Origin of the sequence: Mangrovibacterium diazotrophicum, assembly GCF_003610535.1 — a bacterium.
GTDB classification, from domain to species: Bacteria; Bacteroidota; Bacteroidia; order Bacteroidales; family Prolixibacteraceae; genus Mangrovibacterium; species Mangrovibacterium diazotrophicum.
This window is the reverse complement of record NZ_RAPN01000001.1, coordinates 696,393-715,296: the sequence shown is the minus strand read 5'-3', so window position 1 is coordinate 715,296 and position 18,904 is coordinate 696,393. Positions and strand designations below refer to the sequence as shown.

Annotated in this window: 12 protein-coding genes; 2 read left to right on the top strand and 10 right to left on the bottom strand. The window is 46.3% G+C overall.

Going from position 1 to position 18,904, the window contains the following annotated elements; genetic code table 11:
* Window positions 1-58 precede the first annotated feature (58 nt).
* Entirely contained in the window at window positions 59-2,542 is a 2,484-nt protein-coding gene (locus BC643_RS03015; protein ID WP_211337962.1) for a pectate lyase family protein, read from the top strand.
* 177 nt (window positions 2,543-2,719) lie between these two features.
* On the top strand, window positions 2,720-3,406 hold the full coding sequence (locus BC643_RS03010) for a vitamin B12 dependent-methionine synthase activation domain-containing protein (protein ID WP_120271694.1): 687 nt from the start codon (window positions 2,720-2,722) through the stop codon (window positions 3,404-3,406).
* A gap of 17 nt (window positions 3,407-3,423) precedes the next feature.
* Here the strand turns inward: BC643_RS03010 and BC643_RS03005 are convergent, their stop codons facing one another.
* From BC643_RS03005 to BC643_RS02960, 10 genes are all read right to left on the bottom strand, one after another.
* A complete protein-coding gene (locus BC643_RS03005; protein WP_147377118.1) occupies window positions 3,424-3,756 on the bottom strand; it encodes a hypothetical protein in 333 nt (110 codons plus the stop codon).
* A 139-nt stretch (window positions 3,757-3,895) separates the two neighbouring features.
* A complete protein-coding gene (locus BC643_RS03000; RefSeq protein ID WP_120271691.1) occupies window positions 3,896-5,365 on the bottom strand; it encodes an alpha-amylase in 1,470 nt (489 codons plus the stop codon).
* Window positions 5,366-5,684: 319 nt separating this feature from the next.
* Window positions 5,685-7,844, bottom strand: coding sequence for a glycoside hydrolase family 3 N-terminal domain-containing protein (locus tag BC643_RS02995; RefSeq protein WP_211337961.1), 2,160 nt, complete (start codon window positions 7,842-7,844; stop codon window positions 5,685-5,687).
* Between the two features lie 118 nt (window positions 7,845-7,962).
* Window positions 7,963-8,853 carry an ROK family protein gene (locus BC643_RS02990; RefSeq protein WP_120271689.1) on the bottom strand — a complete coding sequence of 297 codons (891 nt, stop codon included), beginning with the start codon at window positions 8,851-8,853 and terminating at the stop codon, window positions 7,963-7,965.
* A 33-nt stretch (window positions 8,854-8,886) separates the two neighbouring features.
* Window positions 8,887-11,109: a GH92 family glycosyl hydrolase gene (locus BC643_RS02985; RefSeq protein WP_120271687.1), complete on the bottom strand. Its 2,223-nt coding sequence runs from the start codon at window positions 11,107-11,109 to the stop codon at window positions 8,887-8,889.
* Between the two features lie 33 nt (window positions 11,110-11,142).
* Entirely contained in the window at window positions 11,143-12,213 is a 1,071-nt protein-coding gene (locus BC643_RS02980; RefSeq protein WP_120271686.1) for a family 10 glycosylhydrolase, read from the bottom strand.
* A 6-nt stretch (window positions 12,214-12,219) separates the two neighbouring features.
* Window positions 12,220-13,329: a carbohydrate-binding family 9-like protein gene (locus BC643_RS02975; protein WP_120271685.1), complete on the bottom strand. Its 1,110-nt coding sequence runs from the start codon at window positions 13,327-13,329 to the stop codon at window positions 12,220-12,222.
* 12 nt (window positions 13,330-13,341) lie between these two features.
* Entirely contained in the window at window positions 13,342-15,192 is a 1,851-nt protein-coding gene (locus BC643_RS02970; RefSeq protein ID WP_120271683.1) for a glycoside hydrolase family 35 protein, read from the bottom strand.
* Window positions 15,193-15,226: 34 nt separating this feature from the next.
* The gene (locus BC643_RS02965; protein WP_120271681.1) at window positions 15,227-16,681 is read right to left on the bottom strand and encodes an alpha-L-fucosidase; all 1,455 of its coding nucleotides are present in this window, start codon (window positions 16,679-16,681) and stop codon (window positions 15,227-15,229) included.
* A 157-nt stretch (window positions 16,682-16,838) separates the two neighbouring features.
* Window positions 16,839-18,281, bottom strand: a complete 1,443-nt coding sequence (locus BC643_RS02960; RefSeq protein WP_120271680.1) for an alpha-L-fucosidase — start codon at window positions 18,279-18,281, stop codon at window positions 16,839-16,841.
* Window positions 18,282-18,904 lie beyond the last annotated feature (623 nt).

Genomic DNA, 18,904 nt, shown 5'->3' with positions numbered 1-18,904 from the left:
GAAGCAGGTTTTTCTATTTTGTGTTAGTCAGATATGAACGTTCAAAAAACAAATCAAAATGTTTTTACGAAGTACGAGGAAGGCTGTTTGGGGAGCGATGTTCTCGCTGGTTTTTAGTTACGGGGTCTGGGCCGGAAATCCGGTTGTGAAAATTGATTTCAACCAATCGGGACGCAATATTAACCAGGTCAACGAGATTGGTTACCAATCGTGGACGAGCTACGGCGAGAAAGCAACGGAAGAATTCGATGGAATTTCATTCACTCTGGAAGGTGGAAGTTCCGGATTGAAAAGTAATTGGTACAAGGCAGGAATGGTAACCGCCAAGCTGGTAAGCGATGGCGTCACGTTGGAAGACGGAGCGAACGGCGGTGAAATCTCCCTAACAATAGCGGGACTTGAATCGGGCGAGCATTCGTTGCTCGTTTTTATGAATCAGGTGGACAGCCCTGAGGCGAATACCTTTGCGCCGGTTGATATCACGGTCAATGGTCAGCCTGTCGCTAGTGCAGTAGAGCCGTCTATACGGGCGGTCTCCAATTACGAAGCGAAGATTGTTTATTTCACCTTCCAGGTCACGGAGGGAAAGGAAACTAAAATCGTGTTTAAATCGAATGCGGAGTCGGATGCGTCGGATAAGAATATCATCATCAACGGAATTGAGTTGAATACGCCCAATGTGATGGAGCAGGCTATCAATCCTTTCCCGCAACACGGGGACGAGCACGTTCTGTCGCCAGAGAAAAATTTGGAATTATCCTGGACAGCGAATAAAGAGGCTGTTTCGCATCATGTTTATTTCTCAGATCAGGAGGATGAGGTCAAGCTTGGTGATAAAAAGGCGGATAGGGGAATTCAAACCAATACAGTTTTTTATGTCGAAAATTTGAACACTCACGCCTCGTACTTTTGGCGAGTTGACGAAATAAAAGCCGATGGCACAGTGACCAAAGGCGATGTTTGGATGTTCCGAATTGCACAGCTGGCATTCCCGGGTGCCGAAGGCTACGGTCGCTTGGCTCGTGGGGGACGCGATGGCCGGGTGGTCCATGTGACCAACCTGGACGACGAGGGCGAGGGTAGTTTGCGCTACGCCGTCGAAAACGAAAAAGGACCGCGAACTGTGGTATTCGATGTTTCCGGAATCATTCGCCTGAAATCGCGCTTGGTTTTGTCGGATAGCTACGTGACAATTGCTGGTCAAACAGCACCGGGAAAAGGTATTTGCCTGCGCGATGCACCTTTCGGTTTAAGTGGTGCAAACGACGTGATTATCCAGAATATTCGCGTTCGTCGCGGATCTATAGGTGATTACAACCATGGTTTGGACGGTATGGGCGCGCAGGGAAGTAACAACTGCATCATCGACCATTGTTCCATCAGCTGGACAATTGATGAAGCATTTAGCTCCCGTTCTGCAAAAGATATTAGCTTGCAGCGAACCATGATCTCGGAAGCTTTAAACGTTGCCGGGCACCCTAACTATCCGGAAGGTACGGCACATGGTTATGCCGGAAGTATTGGCGGCGATGTTGGCAGTTTTCACCATAACCTGTTAGCCCACTGCGAAGGCAGAAACTGGAGTTTGGCAGGCGGTCTCGACGGAAATGCCTACTATTCGGGCCGGATGGATATCCGGAACAATGTGGTTTACAACTGGGGACACCGGGCAACTGATGGTGGCGCGATGCAAGTCAATTTTGTCGGAAATTATTACAAGCCGGGTGCAGCTACCAATTTCTTGTGGGCGCTGAATATGCAGCACGAAGGTGTTGGGCTGGGAAGCCAGCGTGCCTATTTTGATGGCAATGTGATGTCTGGATATTTTAATGAATCGAACGAGGAAGATGGACGCAAATTTACCATATCGAACAAGGCGGTTGTTGATTGGAAAACTTTTGTTGATGCGCCCTTTTTTAAACCCTACGTGAACACGCAAACAGCAACCGCGGCATATAAAGATGTGCTTTCTGATGTTGGCTGCACTTCGCCGGTAATGGACGATCACGATTTGCGCATCATTCATGAAACGTTGACCGGAACCTATTCCATCAAAGGAAGTAAATCAGGGAAACCTGGGTTGCCTGACAATGAGCAGGATGTCGGCGGCTGGGAAGATTACCCGGAAGTGCACCGCGATGCTTCGTGGGATTCTGATGGAGATGGATTGCCCAACTGGTGGGAGACAGCAAAAGGTTTGAACCCGGAATCGCCCAAAGGTGATTTCTCGGACGCGAACCTGGATGAAGACGGCGACGGATATACAAACCTCGAAGATTATTTGCAGTGGTTATCCAAGCCCCATTATTTCGTAGAGAAGGGCTCAAAAACCACACTGGATCTTGCTTCTTTTTTCCGTGGTTACACGAATTCTCCGGCTTATTCGGTTAGCGATCAAAGCAATTTGAGCGTGAAACTGAAAGATGATCAGGCGATCGTTACCTGTAAAACAGGCGGATTGGCTTCCTTTAAGGTGAAAGTTATCGATGCCGATGGTGACAGCAAGCTACGAGAAATTGTCTTTTTCGTGCGAGAAAAATAAATGTTGAAACAAGTATAAGTTGCTACAAATAGTTTTTGTTAAGGAAGGCCAGCTGAAATTTCGGCTGGCTTTTTATTCATAAAATCATCAAATTTAATGGGCGGCGAAAAATTTTGGGTTGGGCAACTTCAAAAAAGAGGCTAACTTTCGGCTGCTATTTGTTCAATATTGCCTTTAATGATTCGAGTACAAACTTTTCGATTCCGGGAACTAGCGGTAGACACTGGTTGGATTACCCGAGAACTGGGCTTTTCAAGTACTAAGGTGCCGGAAAACTGGCAGAAAAAGCTGGATCGTGCCCTGGAATTTGCAGAAAACTTAACCGACATTTCTGCTTCGTGGCAGGTGCTCCGGGTTGATCCGGAAGTTCCCAATCAAAGAATGATTCAGCTGGAGGAAGCGCTGTTTACTGTTGGAAAAACGATTGCCCGGGAGCTTCACAATTCACAACAAGCTGCACTTTTTATTTGTACTGCCGGTGCGGTAATCGATACTGAAGCAAAACGGCAAAGTCAATCGGGTGATGCCGATTACGGGAAGGTGTTGGGTTTAGTGGGAATTGCTATTGCCGAAGCCGTCGCAGATCGGGTTCACGAAAAAGTCAAGCAGATCGCTGCCAAACGGGATTTCAAAGTGACAAATCGCTACAGCCCGGGATATTGCCATTGGCATATTGCCGACCAGCATCAACTGTTTGCCCTGTTCGGCGACGAAAATTGTGGAGTGAATGTAACCAAATCAGCCTCGTTGGATCCGGTAAACTCAGTTAGTGGAATTGTTGGTTTAGGGTCGCATGTCGAGTTCCACGGGTATCAGTGTAAACTGTGCAAACTCGAACATTGTATGCACCGAAGAGTGCAGTAATCGGAACTCAGGCTAGTTTACTCGATGTAGTCGATTTCGACAACCTTGCCAACCATGCAAGTACTGACGACGCCTTCCAACTCATGGTATCGCACACAAACCTGCTTGTTGTCTTTCAATTCAATATTGAAAACATTCAAATTTGTGGGCTCCAGTTTTGTCGAGTCCGGAAGTTGAATAACCCATCCACAGCCATCGAGCCCGCCCATATTTCGAAGAATTGCATCTTCTGCTCCTTCGCAACGATCGGCTGCGGGTTTGCTCTCGCAGGCAAACAACGAAACAGAAGCAACGACCGAGACCAGGAGTGCAGAAAGCATTAATTGTCGGAAATAGCTAAGTTGGTACATAACCTTTATTGTTAGTAATGTTGATATGACGTTGACGGTTTACGAATGGTTGCGTCTCAAACGTTATTTAACGAATAATTCATTAACAAAAATCGATCCTTTCTTTGAAATCCCGGTAATGGCCTTCCTTTTTGATGTTTTAAGATGCTTGTTCAATCCACACCGATACTTTTCCACCCAAGGTTTCAAAACGGCCCCAGCCATCAGAATTTGTTGTTACAGAGTAGGGAACGTGTCCTGTTTGGTCGGTGTAACTCGTATTTGGTCGACCCGTTTTCATCCACTTAAAATCATTAACGTAATTGGTCATTAAAACTGCCATGCTGTCGTGTTCGGCATCGCCTTCGAACGTCCACCCGATAGTATGGTGATGATCCAGATAATCATTGCGGGTGCCGAATGTGTGGGACTGCCTGTATTTCAAAAATAGATCAATTATCCAACGGTGCGAATCCATCCATATTTCATATTCATGATCATTTTTTTTACCAATGTAATGTGTTCCGAAATAATCAGCCTCGAACACGCACGGATAGCCTTCATCTCGCAGCAGAATGATCGCATACGCCAGCGGTTTAAACCAGGCCTCGACTAAGGACTCGAGACTTTGCAGAGGCTGTGTGTCGTGGTTTTCCACGATAGTTACTGCCAATATCGGATTTTCTTTTACCAAAGTGCCGTTTAAAATGGAACCCATATCGTATGCGGCGCCCATTTTTGATGCCTGGTAGAAATTATAGTGGAGCGGTGCGTCGAACAGGCTCATGCTTCCTTCGCTGTCGCTGATGTAGCGGAGGAGACGGGATAGGTCGTAGGACCAATATTCGCCAACGGCAAAGAGACTTTTACCTGAGCTGGACGCTACATGAGCGCGCATCTCGTCGAGCCAGAATTTGAAAAAATAGGAACGGATGTGTTTGACGGCGTCGATTCGGAAACCATCGATCGGGAAATTGTCCAGGTACCATTTACCCCAGTAGTACACTTCACCCCGAACCTGGTCAACACTGAAGTCGATATCGCAGCCCATCAAAAAGTCGTAGTTTTTATTCTCCGAATCTACGTGGGTTTCGAAGGTTTTGTCTTTCATTTTGTAGATGGTGCCGTCTTCTTTGGCAGCATCGAAGTGCCACCAGTGCCACTCCATCGACGAATATTTCTTTGCCCGTCCGGGAAAGGTGAAGCAAGTCCATAAGTCGCGATTGTGCCAGTCACCATAGGTATTGTTGCGGTTGAACGGGTCAACCTGGATGACGGTGACGTTTTCTTTGGAATCGGCACCCATTTTGTGATTTAAAACCACATCACCGTAAACGTGCAGTTTATGAACGTGCAGTGCATGGATGCAGTCTTCATATTCTTGTCGTGTGCCATATTTTGTGCGTGTTGCTCCCATTTGGTTGAATTCGCCAAAATCGAATAGGTCGTAAGCGCCATAGCCGACGTCGGTCGTGCCTGACATTCCTTTGGATGCCGGAGGAAGCCACAGAGCGGTAAAGCCGGCTTCGCTAAGTTGTTTGCCTTTTTCGGCCAAATCGTTCCAGAATGTTCCCTGGTCAGAAGTGTACCAGTTGAACGATTGAAGCATTGTTCCTCGCAATTGTGTCATGATTGAGTTTTTTGGAGTCAATTGGTATATCGATTATCTCGTTGAAATCACTAGTCAGCTAGCAACCTGTTTACAGCAGATTCCGAATGGAATTGAGAACAATCTAAGCGTTGAAAAATAGAAAGGTAGTTGTCAAGATTTTTGGTTATGAAAAGTTACGAAATTGAAGGTTTGAAATTTTATTTTGAAGTAGAAAAAATGATTTTTATTTCCATCAGGCTGAATTAGAACTGAGATAGGCGATAAAAAAAGGCCAGCCTGAAGCGTGCTCCTGACTGGCCGAAATCTAAGTATAAAATGAAACGTAATCCCAACTGTTTTATTTGATGGTGAACTTCGCGCTCAGGCGAGCGGTTTTGGCATCACCGCCAACTTTAATCTCGTATTCACCTGGGTAAACCGTCCAATCCTGGCAGTGCTCGTCCCACTTGGCCAGATCCCAAATGGGAATTTCGAATTGGATGGTTTGCGTACCTCCAGCGGTAATTTCTTTTTTGGTGAATTGCTTCAATTCTTCCACTGGCATGCGTTCTACGTTCGGGTAGCTAACGAATACGGGAACAACTTCTTTGGCATCCATGTCGCCTGTGTTTTTTACGTCGACAGAGAACACAATTTTATCACTGGTTTTGTATTTTTTGTTCGGCGCCTGTTTCCAGCTGTAGTCGAAGTCGACATAGCTTAATCCGTAACCAAAGGGATACTGTACCTCACCATCGAAATAGCGGTAGGTGCGGCCTTCCATGGCATAGCTTTCATAGTCGGGCAATTGGTCGAACGACTTATAAAAGGTGATCGGTAAACGGCCCGATGGAGCTACTTTGCCGAACAGAATATCGGCCAATGCTGCTCCGCCTTGTTCGCCGGGGTACCAGGAGAAAACAACGGCATCAGAGTTGTCTTCAATTTCGGACAAATCGACGGCACTACCACCAGTGACAACAGCGATAATCGGCTTATTATTTGACGCACGCAGCTTTTTGAGGAAAGCAATGTGTGCAGCAGGAATTCGGAGATTTGCTTTGTCTCCACCGTGCTCGGCCAGAAAAGCATCGCCTTCTTCGCCCTCGCGAACCGGTGTCAGGCCGATCACCACAATGGTCAGGTCGCTCAGGCCCGAAGCCCAAACTCCGCCAAAATGAACAGTGTCGGTATCGTTGCAGCCAAGATCATACTGCACCGCCACCGCTGGTCCGGCAGCTTTGGTAATCCCTTCAGCAAAGGTCACAAGCTCGGAAGAGATTCCGTGGTAGTTGCCTACCAGTGCATCAACGCTTCCTGAATTCGCTCCCGTAACCAAAATGCTGTTGTATTGATTGATGTCCAGTGGAAGCAATTTCTTGTCGTTGCGGATCAGCACCATACTTTCTTCGGCAGCTTTTCGAGCCAGTTCAACGTGTGATTTTGAGTGCACATCGGCTACTCCCAGCGTGTGAAAAGGAACCTGTTCCTGCGGATCGTAAAACCCCAGTTTGAACTGAGTCTTCAGGTTAGGAGCGAGCGCTTTGTCAATGTCCGCTTCAGTAATCAATCCCTGTTCAATGGCTTTCATGGCGTCATCCTGCAGCATGTTCGAGCAGTCGAGGTTGATGCCTTCTTTAATCGCTTCGGCTGTTACCACAACCGAGTTGGGGCGTACTTTGTGTCTCAGCCAAATATCTTCCAAAGCCCAGCAGTCGGTTACGACATGGCCTTTAAAACCCCAATCGTCTTTCAATGTTTTTTGCAACAGATAAGGACTGATACAAGCCGGTTCGCCGTTTAGTCGGTTATAGCCGGTCATGATGGACTCGACACCGGCGTCGGAAGCTGCTTTAAAAGCAACCAGGTACGTTTCGTGTAAATCTTTTTCATCGACCAGCGAGTTGAAGGTGTGACGGCTGTATTCGGGGCCGCTGTGTGCCACAAAGTGCTTGGCACAGGCAGAAGCTTTCAAATAATGTGGATCATCGCCCTGAATACCATGAATGAAGGCGACACCCATGCGAGAGGTCAGGTACGGGTCTTCGCCATAGGTTTCCTGGCCACGACCCCAGCGAGGATCGCGAAAAATGTTGATGTTGGGCGACCAAAGGGTGATTCCCATGTATTGCTCGCGGTTGTTACGTGCTACGGCCAGGTTGTACTTGGCGCGTGCTTCGGTCGAAATTACATCGGCAACATGGTGAACCAGTTCGTCATCGAACGAGGCAGCCATGGCAATGGCTTGCGGGAAAACTGTCGCTTCGCCTGCACGGGCAACACCGTGCAAACCTTCATTCCACCAGTTGTATTTGTGGATGCCAAGACGTTCAACTCCGTCGTTGTTGAAGCCCAGCAATTCAATTTTTTCTTCGAGCGAGAGTTGGCTAATAAGTGCTGCAACACGTTCGTCAATATTCAATTTAGTATCCCGGAAATCGGCTTTTTGTGCGGATGATTCTGACGTGCAGAAACACGCTCCCGATACAATCATCAAAAAAAGGAGAAGCTTTTTCATGAGCGTTGAATCGTTTTGGGGTAAAACAAGATTGGCTTGAAATTAAAAATGTGTCGCCGGTAGTAGCCGGCAGACACATTTTAGGAATAAAATGGCTTAGGTTATTGCCTTCAAATATCTAGATGGCTTTGCTCGCCTGAGCTTTCGCCATATCTTGCTCATAACGGTTTTTGAAGAGTGCAGCAGCACCGATCACAGCGATGTCGTTCATCTCTGTTTTCAAAACCTGGAAGTTTTCGATCACCTTTTTGTAAGGAAATTCCTGTACCGACTCCATCATGGCGTCTTTCCAGAATTCGTAAGAGTTGCTTACCGAACCACCCACAATAACAGCTTCGGGAGCCATCATGAAGATGGTTGTCTTGATCAGGTTTCCTACGTGTCTTCCGAATTCGGCGAACATTTTCAATGCTTCTGGATCGTTTTGCTGCGCTTTTTCAAATACGGTTTGACCGTCAACCTTGTTGATTTGCTTGAAGAACTTACCACTACAGTAAGTTTCGAAATCAGCGTCGAGGTAGGGGAGTCCGCCTACTTCGCCGGCTCCGGCAACTTCACCTGAATACAAGTATCCGTCGATGACAACGCCGGCGCCAACACCGGTTCCCAGTGCCAGGCAAATCACGTTTTTAAAGGGTTGACCTTCGCCGTAAATTTTCACGCCAATTGCAAAACAGTTGGCATCGTTTGTAATGTACACCGGTTTTTTGAAATGATCTTCCAGGTAACTTTTCAGGTGAACCTCACGCCACGATGGAATGTTCGTTACCGAAAAAATAACACCTTCTTTTTCATCGATCAAACCCGGGGCACCGATACCAATTCCGGCTGCATCCTCATATCCTTCGAGGCTTTCGATTCCCTTCACAATTTGTTGCATGACTTCCTCTTTCGTACCGTCGGCAGGGGTTTCAAGCTTCACAAATTGCTCAATCTTTCCGTTCACTAAAATTCCAATGCTGATTTTAGTTCCTCCAATATCAATTCCTACAATTTTCTCTGACAACATTCGTCAATACTTTAGTTCTGTATAATAATATTTTCAATTCTCAGCGGCCATTTCGAGAACCAGCTCTCCACCTGCCATGATGTCTTCATAAGTGATATACGGTTTGTCGTAGGCTTGACCATTCAAGGTTTTTGACTTGATGTAGATATTGTCCTTGCTGTTGTTCTCGGCTTTAATCGTGAATGTCTTTCCTTCCGGAAGATTGATCACTGCTTCATCCAAATCAGGACTTCCAAATACATACTTTCCGTCGGCCGGATTAACCTGGTAGAAGCCCATTGCTGACAAGACATACCAAGCTGACATTTGACCAACATCTTCGTTGCCGATCAAACCGTCTGGTTTAGTAGTATAGAATTCAGACATGATTTTGCGCACCAGCTTTGCCGTTTTTTCCGGCTGGCCTTCGAGGGCGTAAAGATAAGTAATATGATGACTTGGTTCGTTGCCGTGTGCATATTGACCAATCAAACCGGTGATGTCGTTTGAAGCGTGTTCTCCCATATCGCCTTCAGCAACGAAGAATTCATCCAGTTTTTCAAGGAATTTTTCTTTACCACCCATCAATTCAACTAAGCCGGGCACATCTTGCGGTACCAGCCAGGTGTATTGCCATGAGTTACCTTCGCAGAAATCATCGGCACGGTGAGTGGCACGGAACGGGTCAAACGGAGTACGCCATTCGGTGTCGGACACGCGGCCGCGCATGTGACCTACGGAGGTATCGAAGTAGTTTTTGTAGTTTTCACCACGTTTTTTGAAATATTCGGCATCGTCGCTTTTGCCCATGTCCTCCGCCATCAAGGCGATTGAACCGTCGGCAACGGCGTATTCCAAACCTTTGGCAACTGTTTCAACGTCGCTGTTTGCCGGCATGTAACCGTATTTTTTCAACAGGTCCAATCCACGTCCGTCGCCCATTGCGGTGTTCTTCACGGCTTCCCAGGCCAGGTTAGCGTCGAAACCGGTGAAACCTTTGCGGTAAGCGTCAACAATTACCGGGATAGCCGGATAGCCTACCATACAGTATGTTTCGTTACCCATCAAATGCCAAACAGGTAATTCGCCTTGTTGCTCGTAAATGTGCAACATGGTGTTCACAAAGTCGTTTACACGATCGGGGTGAATGATGGTTGACAATGGGTGATTAGCCCGGTAGGTATCCCACAACGAGAAGGTTGTGTAGTTGGTGAACGATTTGTCGTTATGTGTTTTACCATCGGCACCACGGTAGTCGCCATTTACATCCTGGAATACAGAAGGTGCGATCATGGTGTGATAAAGTGCCGTGTAGAATTTTGTCAGTACTTCAGGATCGGCTGATTTGGCTGTTACTTTTGCCAGCTCGTTGTTCCATTTTGTATCTGCTTCGGCTACAACCTGGTCAAAATCCCAGCTTTGAGCTTCCGCTTTCATGTTTTCAATAGCGTTATCTGTGCTGACGGGAGAGATGGCTACTTTAGCCAGAATCTGTCCGTCGGTCAAGGTACCGAAATCCAGGTCAGCAGTCAATTTTTCAGCTGTTCCTTCAGCTTGTTCTTTGTAGTCGCTGTAAAGTTTCAAGCCTTTCAGCGGTTGCGAGAACACGGCTGCAAAATAGATGCGTTGATCAACGGCCCATCCTTTTGACAAACGGTAACCAACAACCAAGGTGTCGTTTATTTGTTCCAGGTGACCTTCAACCGGAGCATCCCAGCCAATACCACGTTCCAGGTTCACGATGATGTGTGCGTCAGCGTTTGGCTGAAAAGCATAACGGTGGTAGCCAACACGTTCAGTTGTTGTCAGCTCTGCTTTGACTTTGTAACGGTCGATATCAACTGCATAATAACCAGGCTTTACGGTCTCGTCTTCGTGTTTGTACAAAGCCAGGTAACCATCTTCCGGTTTTTCCGGGGTTCCCAAAGCCATTTTGTAGTCACCGGTTACCGGCATAAAAACGATATCGCCCAAATCGCCGATCCCGGTTCCGCTGAGGTGCGTGTGGGCAAAGCCAATCAGGGTTGAATCAGAATAGTGATATCCGGAACACCAGTCCCAACCTTGGGTAATGTTTGAAGGGCCTAACTGAACGGCACCAAAAGGAACGTCAGCACCCAAAAATACGTGTCCGTGAAAACCGGTTCCGATGTACGGATCAACATATTGAGTCAGGGAGATTTGCTCCTGTGATTCTTTTTGAGGTTGCGAGCCGCACGACGCCAAAACGGCAGCGGAACAAGCAGCTAAAAAGAGGTTCTTTAATGTGTTTTGCATAGTTATATCTCGAATTTCGTTTGTATTTCGTTCTTAAAACTGACTGATAACAGACAGCACATCATCGTTAACTTCGCCAAAGAATGAAACGCCGCCGGCGCCATTGTTCAGAGCGTATTCAATTCCGGATTTCAATTCATCCATATTTTTAAAGTTTGGAAGAAACAGACCGGAATACAGTGGGAAACGATCGCACAAGAAGTGAACACCTTCTTTTACGGCATCGCCAATCCAACTCACTTGCTCCTGGTAAAAGCCATGGTAAATCATCGGGCAAACGCCGTCGAGGTTCCAGTTGGTCCAGTCCTGGCGCACATTGCGGCGCGCAACTTCCGGGGTAGGGAACACGGCAGCCGTGATTTGTTTTTTGTGCTGGTGGGCAATTTCAGCCAGTTGGTTTACCACGTTGGTGATACGATCGTAGCGGTAATTCCGCCATGACAGACTTGCGTCCGGGTATTGCAGTTCCAATGGGTCAACGCCATGCTCGGCCTGAAAATTCTGACGACAGGTTTCGCAGTAGCAGAAGTCGTATTCCGGCAATTCCTGTTGCTGAACGATGTTGTAGTTTTTCCACAAGTCCAGTGGTAATATCACGTCGCAATAACGTACATAGTCCAGGTGAATGCCATCAACGTAATCTTTTTCCAAAATCTCAGTTACCCGTTCTTTCAGGTAGTTTTGAGTTTCTGTTTTGGAGGGGCACAACCAGCGGTAATAGCCCACATAAGGTGGGTTGGTTGCACAAGATTCGCCTTTGCGGCTAACCGCAAACCAATCCGGGTGATTTTCGCGCAATTCTTTTTCTCCCCGGTTCATCGTCCACATCCAACGGTGTGTTTCCAAGCCTGCTTTCTTGGCAATTCGGAAGTGTTTTTCGCTGTCGTTCTCGAAAAACATACCACGGATGCCGGCTTTGTAAAATTTTTCGTATTTATCTTGAAGAGATTTTTCGTCATCCTCCAGATTGGGATTTTCCCATACCCAGTGTTTGTAACCAGATTTGGTTTCCGGTTTACCACTTTGTGCAGGCGTACATCTAGTCGCTGCAACCAGACCTGCGCCGGCCAGTAAACTTGTCTTTAAAAAATCTCTTTTATTCATACGTTTCTATTTGAGGACGGCTTGAATAAAGCCATCGTTGTTAACCGAAAAAGTTTTGTTATCGGGTGATGTAACAAATACCTTATACTGGTATGGTGTTGCGGTTAGTTTTACCTGAAAAGTCTGCCCGTTGCGCTCGAGCGTGTCGGTTAGGCCAAGCTGATCAAGTGTGGTGGCGTATGTTTTATTTTTGGAGTGATAAGCCTGTTGTTTGTAGAAAACCAACCAGCAGCAATCGCGAAGGTGTTGATCTGCAGGATAGTTGAAAGCAACTGGTTCTTCGCCTGCTTTGTGGTTCGAGAACTGAACCAGCCCGTAACGCTCGGGAGCATGCATGCTGATGATTCCCGGTGCGCTCCAAACCCAGTTGTATTCGGGTAGCGGTTTGCCGGTTTCGGGGTTTGTTTTTTTGACGTACTTGCCGTCTTTAACGTCTGTTTGCCAATTGACGCGCGAGAAATTGATCCGCCACTGATCGCCATCGTTTGGAGTTATTGGGCTGCCCCACATAACGAGGTCGCTGAACGGGATTTTCATTTCCACAGTCCACTTTTTATCGGTGTCACCGGGAGTATTCAAAGTGCCGTCGATTGATACGGCACTTTGAAAATCCAACGAGTTATAGCTAATGAGTGCCTGACCGCTGGAACGGTATGATTTAGGCAGGAACAAATCGAAAAGGTTGTTCAAAGCATTCACCTCGTATTCGAAATAATTCAGACCGTCGCCGTCCGGGTCAATAAATACTTCAATATCATTTTCATGGAAGACTACCATGTCGCGTTTGTCGTAGTAACTCCAAATGTCTGGTTCTTCCATTTCTGTCAAAATGTACAGATTGGTTTCATCCCATAACATTTTCATGCGGGTGCGGTAAAGCGGTGCAGGCTTTGTGTCTCCTTCAATGTCTGCAAAGTCATCAGACCATTCCGCTTTACTCCATGAGCTTTCATCAGCTCTCCCGTCGATATCTATTTTTTCACCGGCTTGGTAGGCAATGTAGTGCTCTCCCGGCAAAAACAAGTGTTCATATGCTGTCCATGGCGATTGCGCGTTGCAGCTTCCGGAAAGGAACGCTACAGTGGCAAATAAACTATATTGAAGTAATTTTCTCATAGCGGCAATATTTTAGTCCAGCACCAGGCTTTCCAATACGGGTTTATCAGTGAATGTAATTTCGGTCTGCGCCTGATCGTTCAGTTGCTCGAAAATCACAATTTTGTTTTCACCCTTGTTCAGCCAGCATCCGGGTACATACAAGGTTTGTTGCGGACCAACTTTCCAATACCGGCCAATGTTGTGTCCGTTAACAAATACGATTCCCTTGCCCCATTTACTCATGTCGAGAAAGGTGTCGGCGGTTTTATTTAGGGTGAATGTTGATTCGTAAATTACAGGACGACCTTCTTTTACTGAAGCCGCTTTTACCTCCGGAGACTCATCCATCGGCATCTTGTACATTTCCCAACCTCCGGTAATTTCGAAGTCATTCAGCAGGACAGGGGAGATGATGCCTTTTTTGTTGTGGACAATCTCGGCTCCGTAGTTGATACGGCCCATGTTCTCAACTAAAATTTCGAGCATGCTGTTGAATGGAATATTCACGTTCAGTTCGTAGTTGTTGAAAACACGGTTAAGTTCGCCAACCTTTTTGCCGTTCACATAAACCACGGCGTAGTCGCGTAAACCATCAATTTTCAACGTTCCTGAAACCGGTTGTGTGAAACGTTTGCGGTAAAGCACATAACCATATCCCTGACCGAGTTCCTCGAAAGTCTGAGGATTGTCGGCTACAACCGGCTTTTCTTTTTTCAGCCAGGTTAACACATCCATTTTTGCGGTAACTTTTTGTGCAGGGTAGGCCATTACCGGGATCTGTTTCGGGATTTCCGGCAATTTGGTTTTCGAGTATTCCTGCATCAACTCGCGAATAGCCATGTATTTTGGGGTAGCCCATCCTGCTTCTGAGATTGGTGCATCGTAGTCGTAACTGGTAATATCGGGTTGAATGTCGTGCTCTTCGTTGTAGTTGGCGCCTGAGGTAAACGCGAAGTTTGTACCCCCGTGAACCATGTAGAAGTTGAAACTCACGCCATTCTCCAGGTATGTTTTTGTTTGCTTGGCGATATCTTCAGCGCCGATAGTCACAAATGGCTCAGCCCAGTGATCCAACCAGCCGGGATAAAATTCGGCAACCATGTATGGTCCTTGGTTATTGTGAGCTTTGTCAACCGCAGTTTTCAAGTTATTTACATTGCCTTCGCCATTGGCCGTTGGCAGCACACCATCGATAGCACCACCGTCGAACAACCAGCTACCATCAGAGGTAAAGAATGGTTCCGGGAAGCCGGTTTCTTTCAGCATGTTGTAAATGGCCATTTTATAGGCCTGGTGTTCTTCAGCGGGAATGTCGGTGCGTTGAGCCACGTAAGATCCGAATTCGTTTTCAGCCTGAACCATGATGATTGGCCCGCCTTGAGAGGCGAAAAGCCCGTCAACAGCTGTGTGCAAGTGTTGCAGGTAAGTTTTGCACGAATCCAGAAATGCTTCGTTATTGGTCCTGATTTCCAACTCGGGATTGTTTTGCAACCACCAGGGATAACCGCCAAATTCCCATTCGGCACAAACGTAAGGGCCCGGACGAAGAATGACGTACATGCCTTCCTCTCCAGCTGTTTTAATGTATTCTGCTAAATCTTTGTTTCCTGTTTTGAAGTCCCATACTCCCGGAGCTGTTTCGTGGTAGTTCCAAAAAACGTAAGTTGCCACTGTGTTCAATCCCATGGCTTTCATCATCTGGAAGCGGTGTCTCCAGTATTCTTTCGGGATGCGGGGATAGTGTATTTCACCCGAGTGAATCTGGATCACTTGGCCATTCTGGCGAAATTCTCCGTCCTCAATCGAGAATCCTTTTGATTGAGCAAAGCTGCCCGAAGGCAGCATGCTAATCAGTAAAACTATAATTGGAAGTAATCTCATGTCTTTGTTTTCTGTGTTTTCAAATTGTCTGGCATTAGTAGAGGCTAACAGTAGAAATTACAGGGCATGCTTTCGCATCTTCGATCGTAATCTTGATTTTAGAAGCAGTAACAGGGTCTACTGCCAAAATACGTTTGTAGCCAACAGTTGTTCCGTTCGCAATTTCTTTCCAGGCACCGTCAACTTCAGCTTCAACTTTGAATTTTTTCACGCGTTGTCCCAGTTGGATGTACTCGTCTAATTGTACGTAGTGAATTTCCTGTGCTGAACCCAGATCGATTTCCAGGCTTCCGCTGGTTGTACCGTCATTGGTTGCCCAATAGCTTTCTTTGTTGCCATCGACTACATTGGCTGCACCGTATTCGCTGGCATCGCCGCGTGTTTCCGAAGCAATTACTTTAGCATTTTTCGCCAGGTCGTTTCCGAAGCGTTCTTCCAGCAATTTGTGGAATCCTTGTAGGGAAGCAACATCATTTTCGTGGAATAAACCTCTGCGATCCGGAGGGATATTCAACAGCATCGTTGATCCGCGACCAACAGATTCCATGTATAATTTGAACAGTACTTCCGGAGATTTCACTTTGTCGTCTTCCGAAGCATGATAGAACCATCCCGGACGAATAGACGTGTTTACTTCGGCAGGACACCATTCTTTACCATCAATAGAACCGGTTCCCAGCAAGTCTTCAATGCCCGATTTTCCGGCATACAAGGTATCTGTCGTGATCGTGCTCCAGTTGGTTTCGTTTACGTAGCCTTGTTCGTTACCAACCCAACGCAAATCCGGTCCGCCATCGCTGAAAAACAAAACTTGAGGTTGAATTTCGTGTACCATGGACAATGTCGTTGGCCAGTCGTAATATGTTCTGCGTTCGATTTTGCGCATTTCGTTGGCACCACCGTAATACCCGTCTCCGCCGTTTGCACCGTCGAACCACATTTCGAAAACAGGTCCGTAGTTGGTGAACAGTTCTTTCAATTGGTTGCGGTAGTATTCCACGTAGGATGGTTGGCCGTAGTCAGCACGGTTTCTGTCCCAAGGAGACATGTAAATACCGAATTCCAAACCAAATTTGTGACAAGCATCCGACACAGCTTTTACGATATCGCCTTTTCCCTCTTCGAAGGGGCTTTCAGCAATGTCGTGATCAGTGTATTCCGATGGCCAAAGACAGAACCCGTCATGGTGTTTACACGTGAGGATCACCCCTTTGAAACCGGCCTCTTTCAGGACAGAAACCCATTGTTCTGCATCGAAGTTGGTTGGGTTGAAAAGCTCAGGAGATTCATCGCCATAACCCCACTCTTTATCAGTAAATGTATTGATTGTAAAGTGAATGAAGGCATTCATTTCCATGTCGTGCCAAGCCAGTTGACGCGCATCCGGAACCGGTCCAACAGCGGCCGGTGCAGGAACTTTTGTTTGGCACGAGCTAATGCTCAAAGCCAGGAATAGAATGCTTAAACTATTTAGAATTACTTTTTTCATCTGCTTATTTTTTCTAGTGAACGTTTTACAACTTGCGTATCAAGCCTGATGCCAGATGTTGATTCGCAACGGATGGAACTCGCCATCAACCATTTTCGCATTTTTTAGATTTTTGTCAATGGCTCGTTTCATGCTTTTTTGTTGTTTTTCAATTTGATTATTTACCCGATTTGAATTCGAAGCTCAAAGCCGGATAACTTGAATTTTTTGAACGGAATGAAGAAGGAATTGAAACAACTACTTCATCGTTGACAACTTTCCATTTTACGGTTTTATTAGCTGAAAGCAGAGTCATTTTGCTTCCTTTCGCCGGAATGTTACCTTTCCATTTCACGGTAGCAGGTACGTCTGATTTTTCGTCCAGGCAGGCGATCGCGTAAGTTGTTTTCGCGTCTTTGCTGGCGGTGAAATAGACGTTGCCATCTTCGTAAACCGGAGTGATGCGGGTGTTGTAGATTGCTTTACCGTTGGCGTCCATCCAGGCCCCGATTTCTTCCATCAGCTTCACGGCTTCCGGATCGAGGGTACCATCAGGTTTTGGGCCAACGCCAAGAAGCAGGGCACCGCCTTTTGCAACAATCTCTGCTAAGTCGTGAACCACGGTTGCCGGAGTTTTATAATGTTCGTTTGGAACAAAGCCCCAGTTGTTGCCGAGTGTGATACAGCTTTCCCAAGGGTAGGGAAGTTGTTTTTCCGGAATGGCGCGCTCCGGAGTTTGGTAGTTCTCGTAAGGGCCATGCACCGTACGGTCGACAATTAGCAAACCGGGTTGTGCTTCGCGAGCCATGGTTGCGATTTTCGGCATGTCAATCTGCTGATCCCAATCAGGGATTGGCGCTCCCCATGAAAGAACTTCCTCGTTAACGGTTTCTTTTGGACGTACCCAACCGCCATCTAACCACAAAATATCCACTTTGCCGTAATCGTGCATCAACTCGCCAATTTGGTTGTAGGCAAATGTTTTGAAGTTTTCCCATTTCTCCGGAAACTTACGGATATCATAGTTCACGTTACGGTTGGGAGTGGCGTATTTGTCCCACCAGAAATCCTGGTTGTGCCAGTCTGGTTTTGAATAGTAAGCACCAATCCAGAACCCTTTAGCACGAAAGGCATCGAAAACATATTTGGCAACATTTGCTTTTGGATTGCTGGCAAACAGACCATTTGTGATTTTATAATCTGTTTGTTGAGTGTCGAACATGTTGAATCCGTCGTGGTGCTTCGTTGTGAAAACCAGGTATTTCATACCGGCATCGGAAGCAGCTTGTGCCCATTGGTCCGGGTCGAAGTTAACCGGGTTGAACTGATCTTTCAATCCCCAGTACCACTGTTTGAATTCGTTGTAGGTCATGCTGTCGGGGCGATTGATCCAGTCTTCAGAACAAAGTTCCCACGATTCGATAATTCCCGGAACTGCGTACAAGCCCCAGTGGATGATCATTCCAAATTTGAGGTCTTGCCATTGATCCAGCTTTTCCAATACTTTTTGATCTTTGGGCCACTCATATTCGTGCGACTGTGGGTGGATGCCTAGTTCCTGAGCTTTAAGGCCGGAAACTAAGACGAGTAAAATTGAAGCCAGAACAATGAATTGTTTCATAGGATTTAATCGTTAAATGAGAACTAATTTTTTGGATTATCGCCTTCAACGCGAAATCATACTTTTACAAATATAGTGTTTGCGCACACATTTTGATTGAAATTTGAAATTTATTTAAATTGTGTAACAAAATACTGATTTCTGAATAGTTTTAAAGGATTGAAAAACAGCTACTTGTCAGTTTGTTAAATTTCAATGTGTTTTTCTGTCAAAATAATATTATTAAGCGGCCATATCGTCCCGGTTTTGTCGCGTTTTCCGGTTGTGTCCCTGCACAAAGCTTTATAACTCGAATTTTAAATTGGAAAAGATAACCGATGGCCAAAGTACCCTCATGGCTTTTATGAGTCTTAAAACATTCTATTTGCGAGGTTGGTCAATGAAGCTTATTGAGAGGTGTTTAAGGGATTTTGAGCCGTTTTGTTTTTCGCGTTTTCGTAGATGGTTTGACTAGTCGATGCAAAGCGAACAGGTGTTTTGGGTGATACAAGATGGTAGGCCGGAATGGATTTGATGAAAGCGACAGGGATAGAAAAAGGCGTAGATTGTTGCCGCGAACACGAGTGCCTCGAAATCTGCTTTGTAGCGATTTCGGCTGTCTCTGGTTTGGCTAATTTGGAATT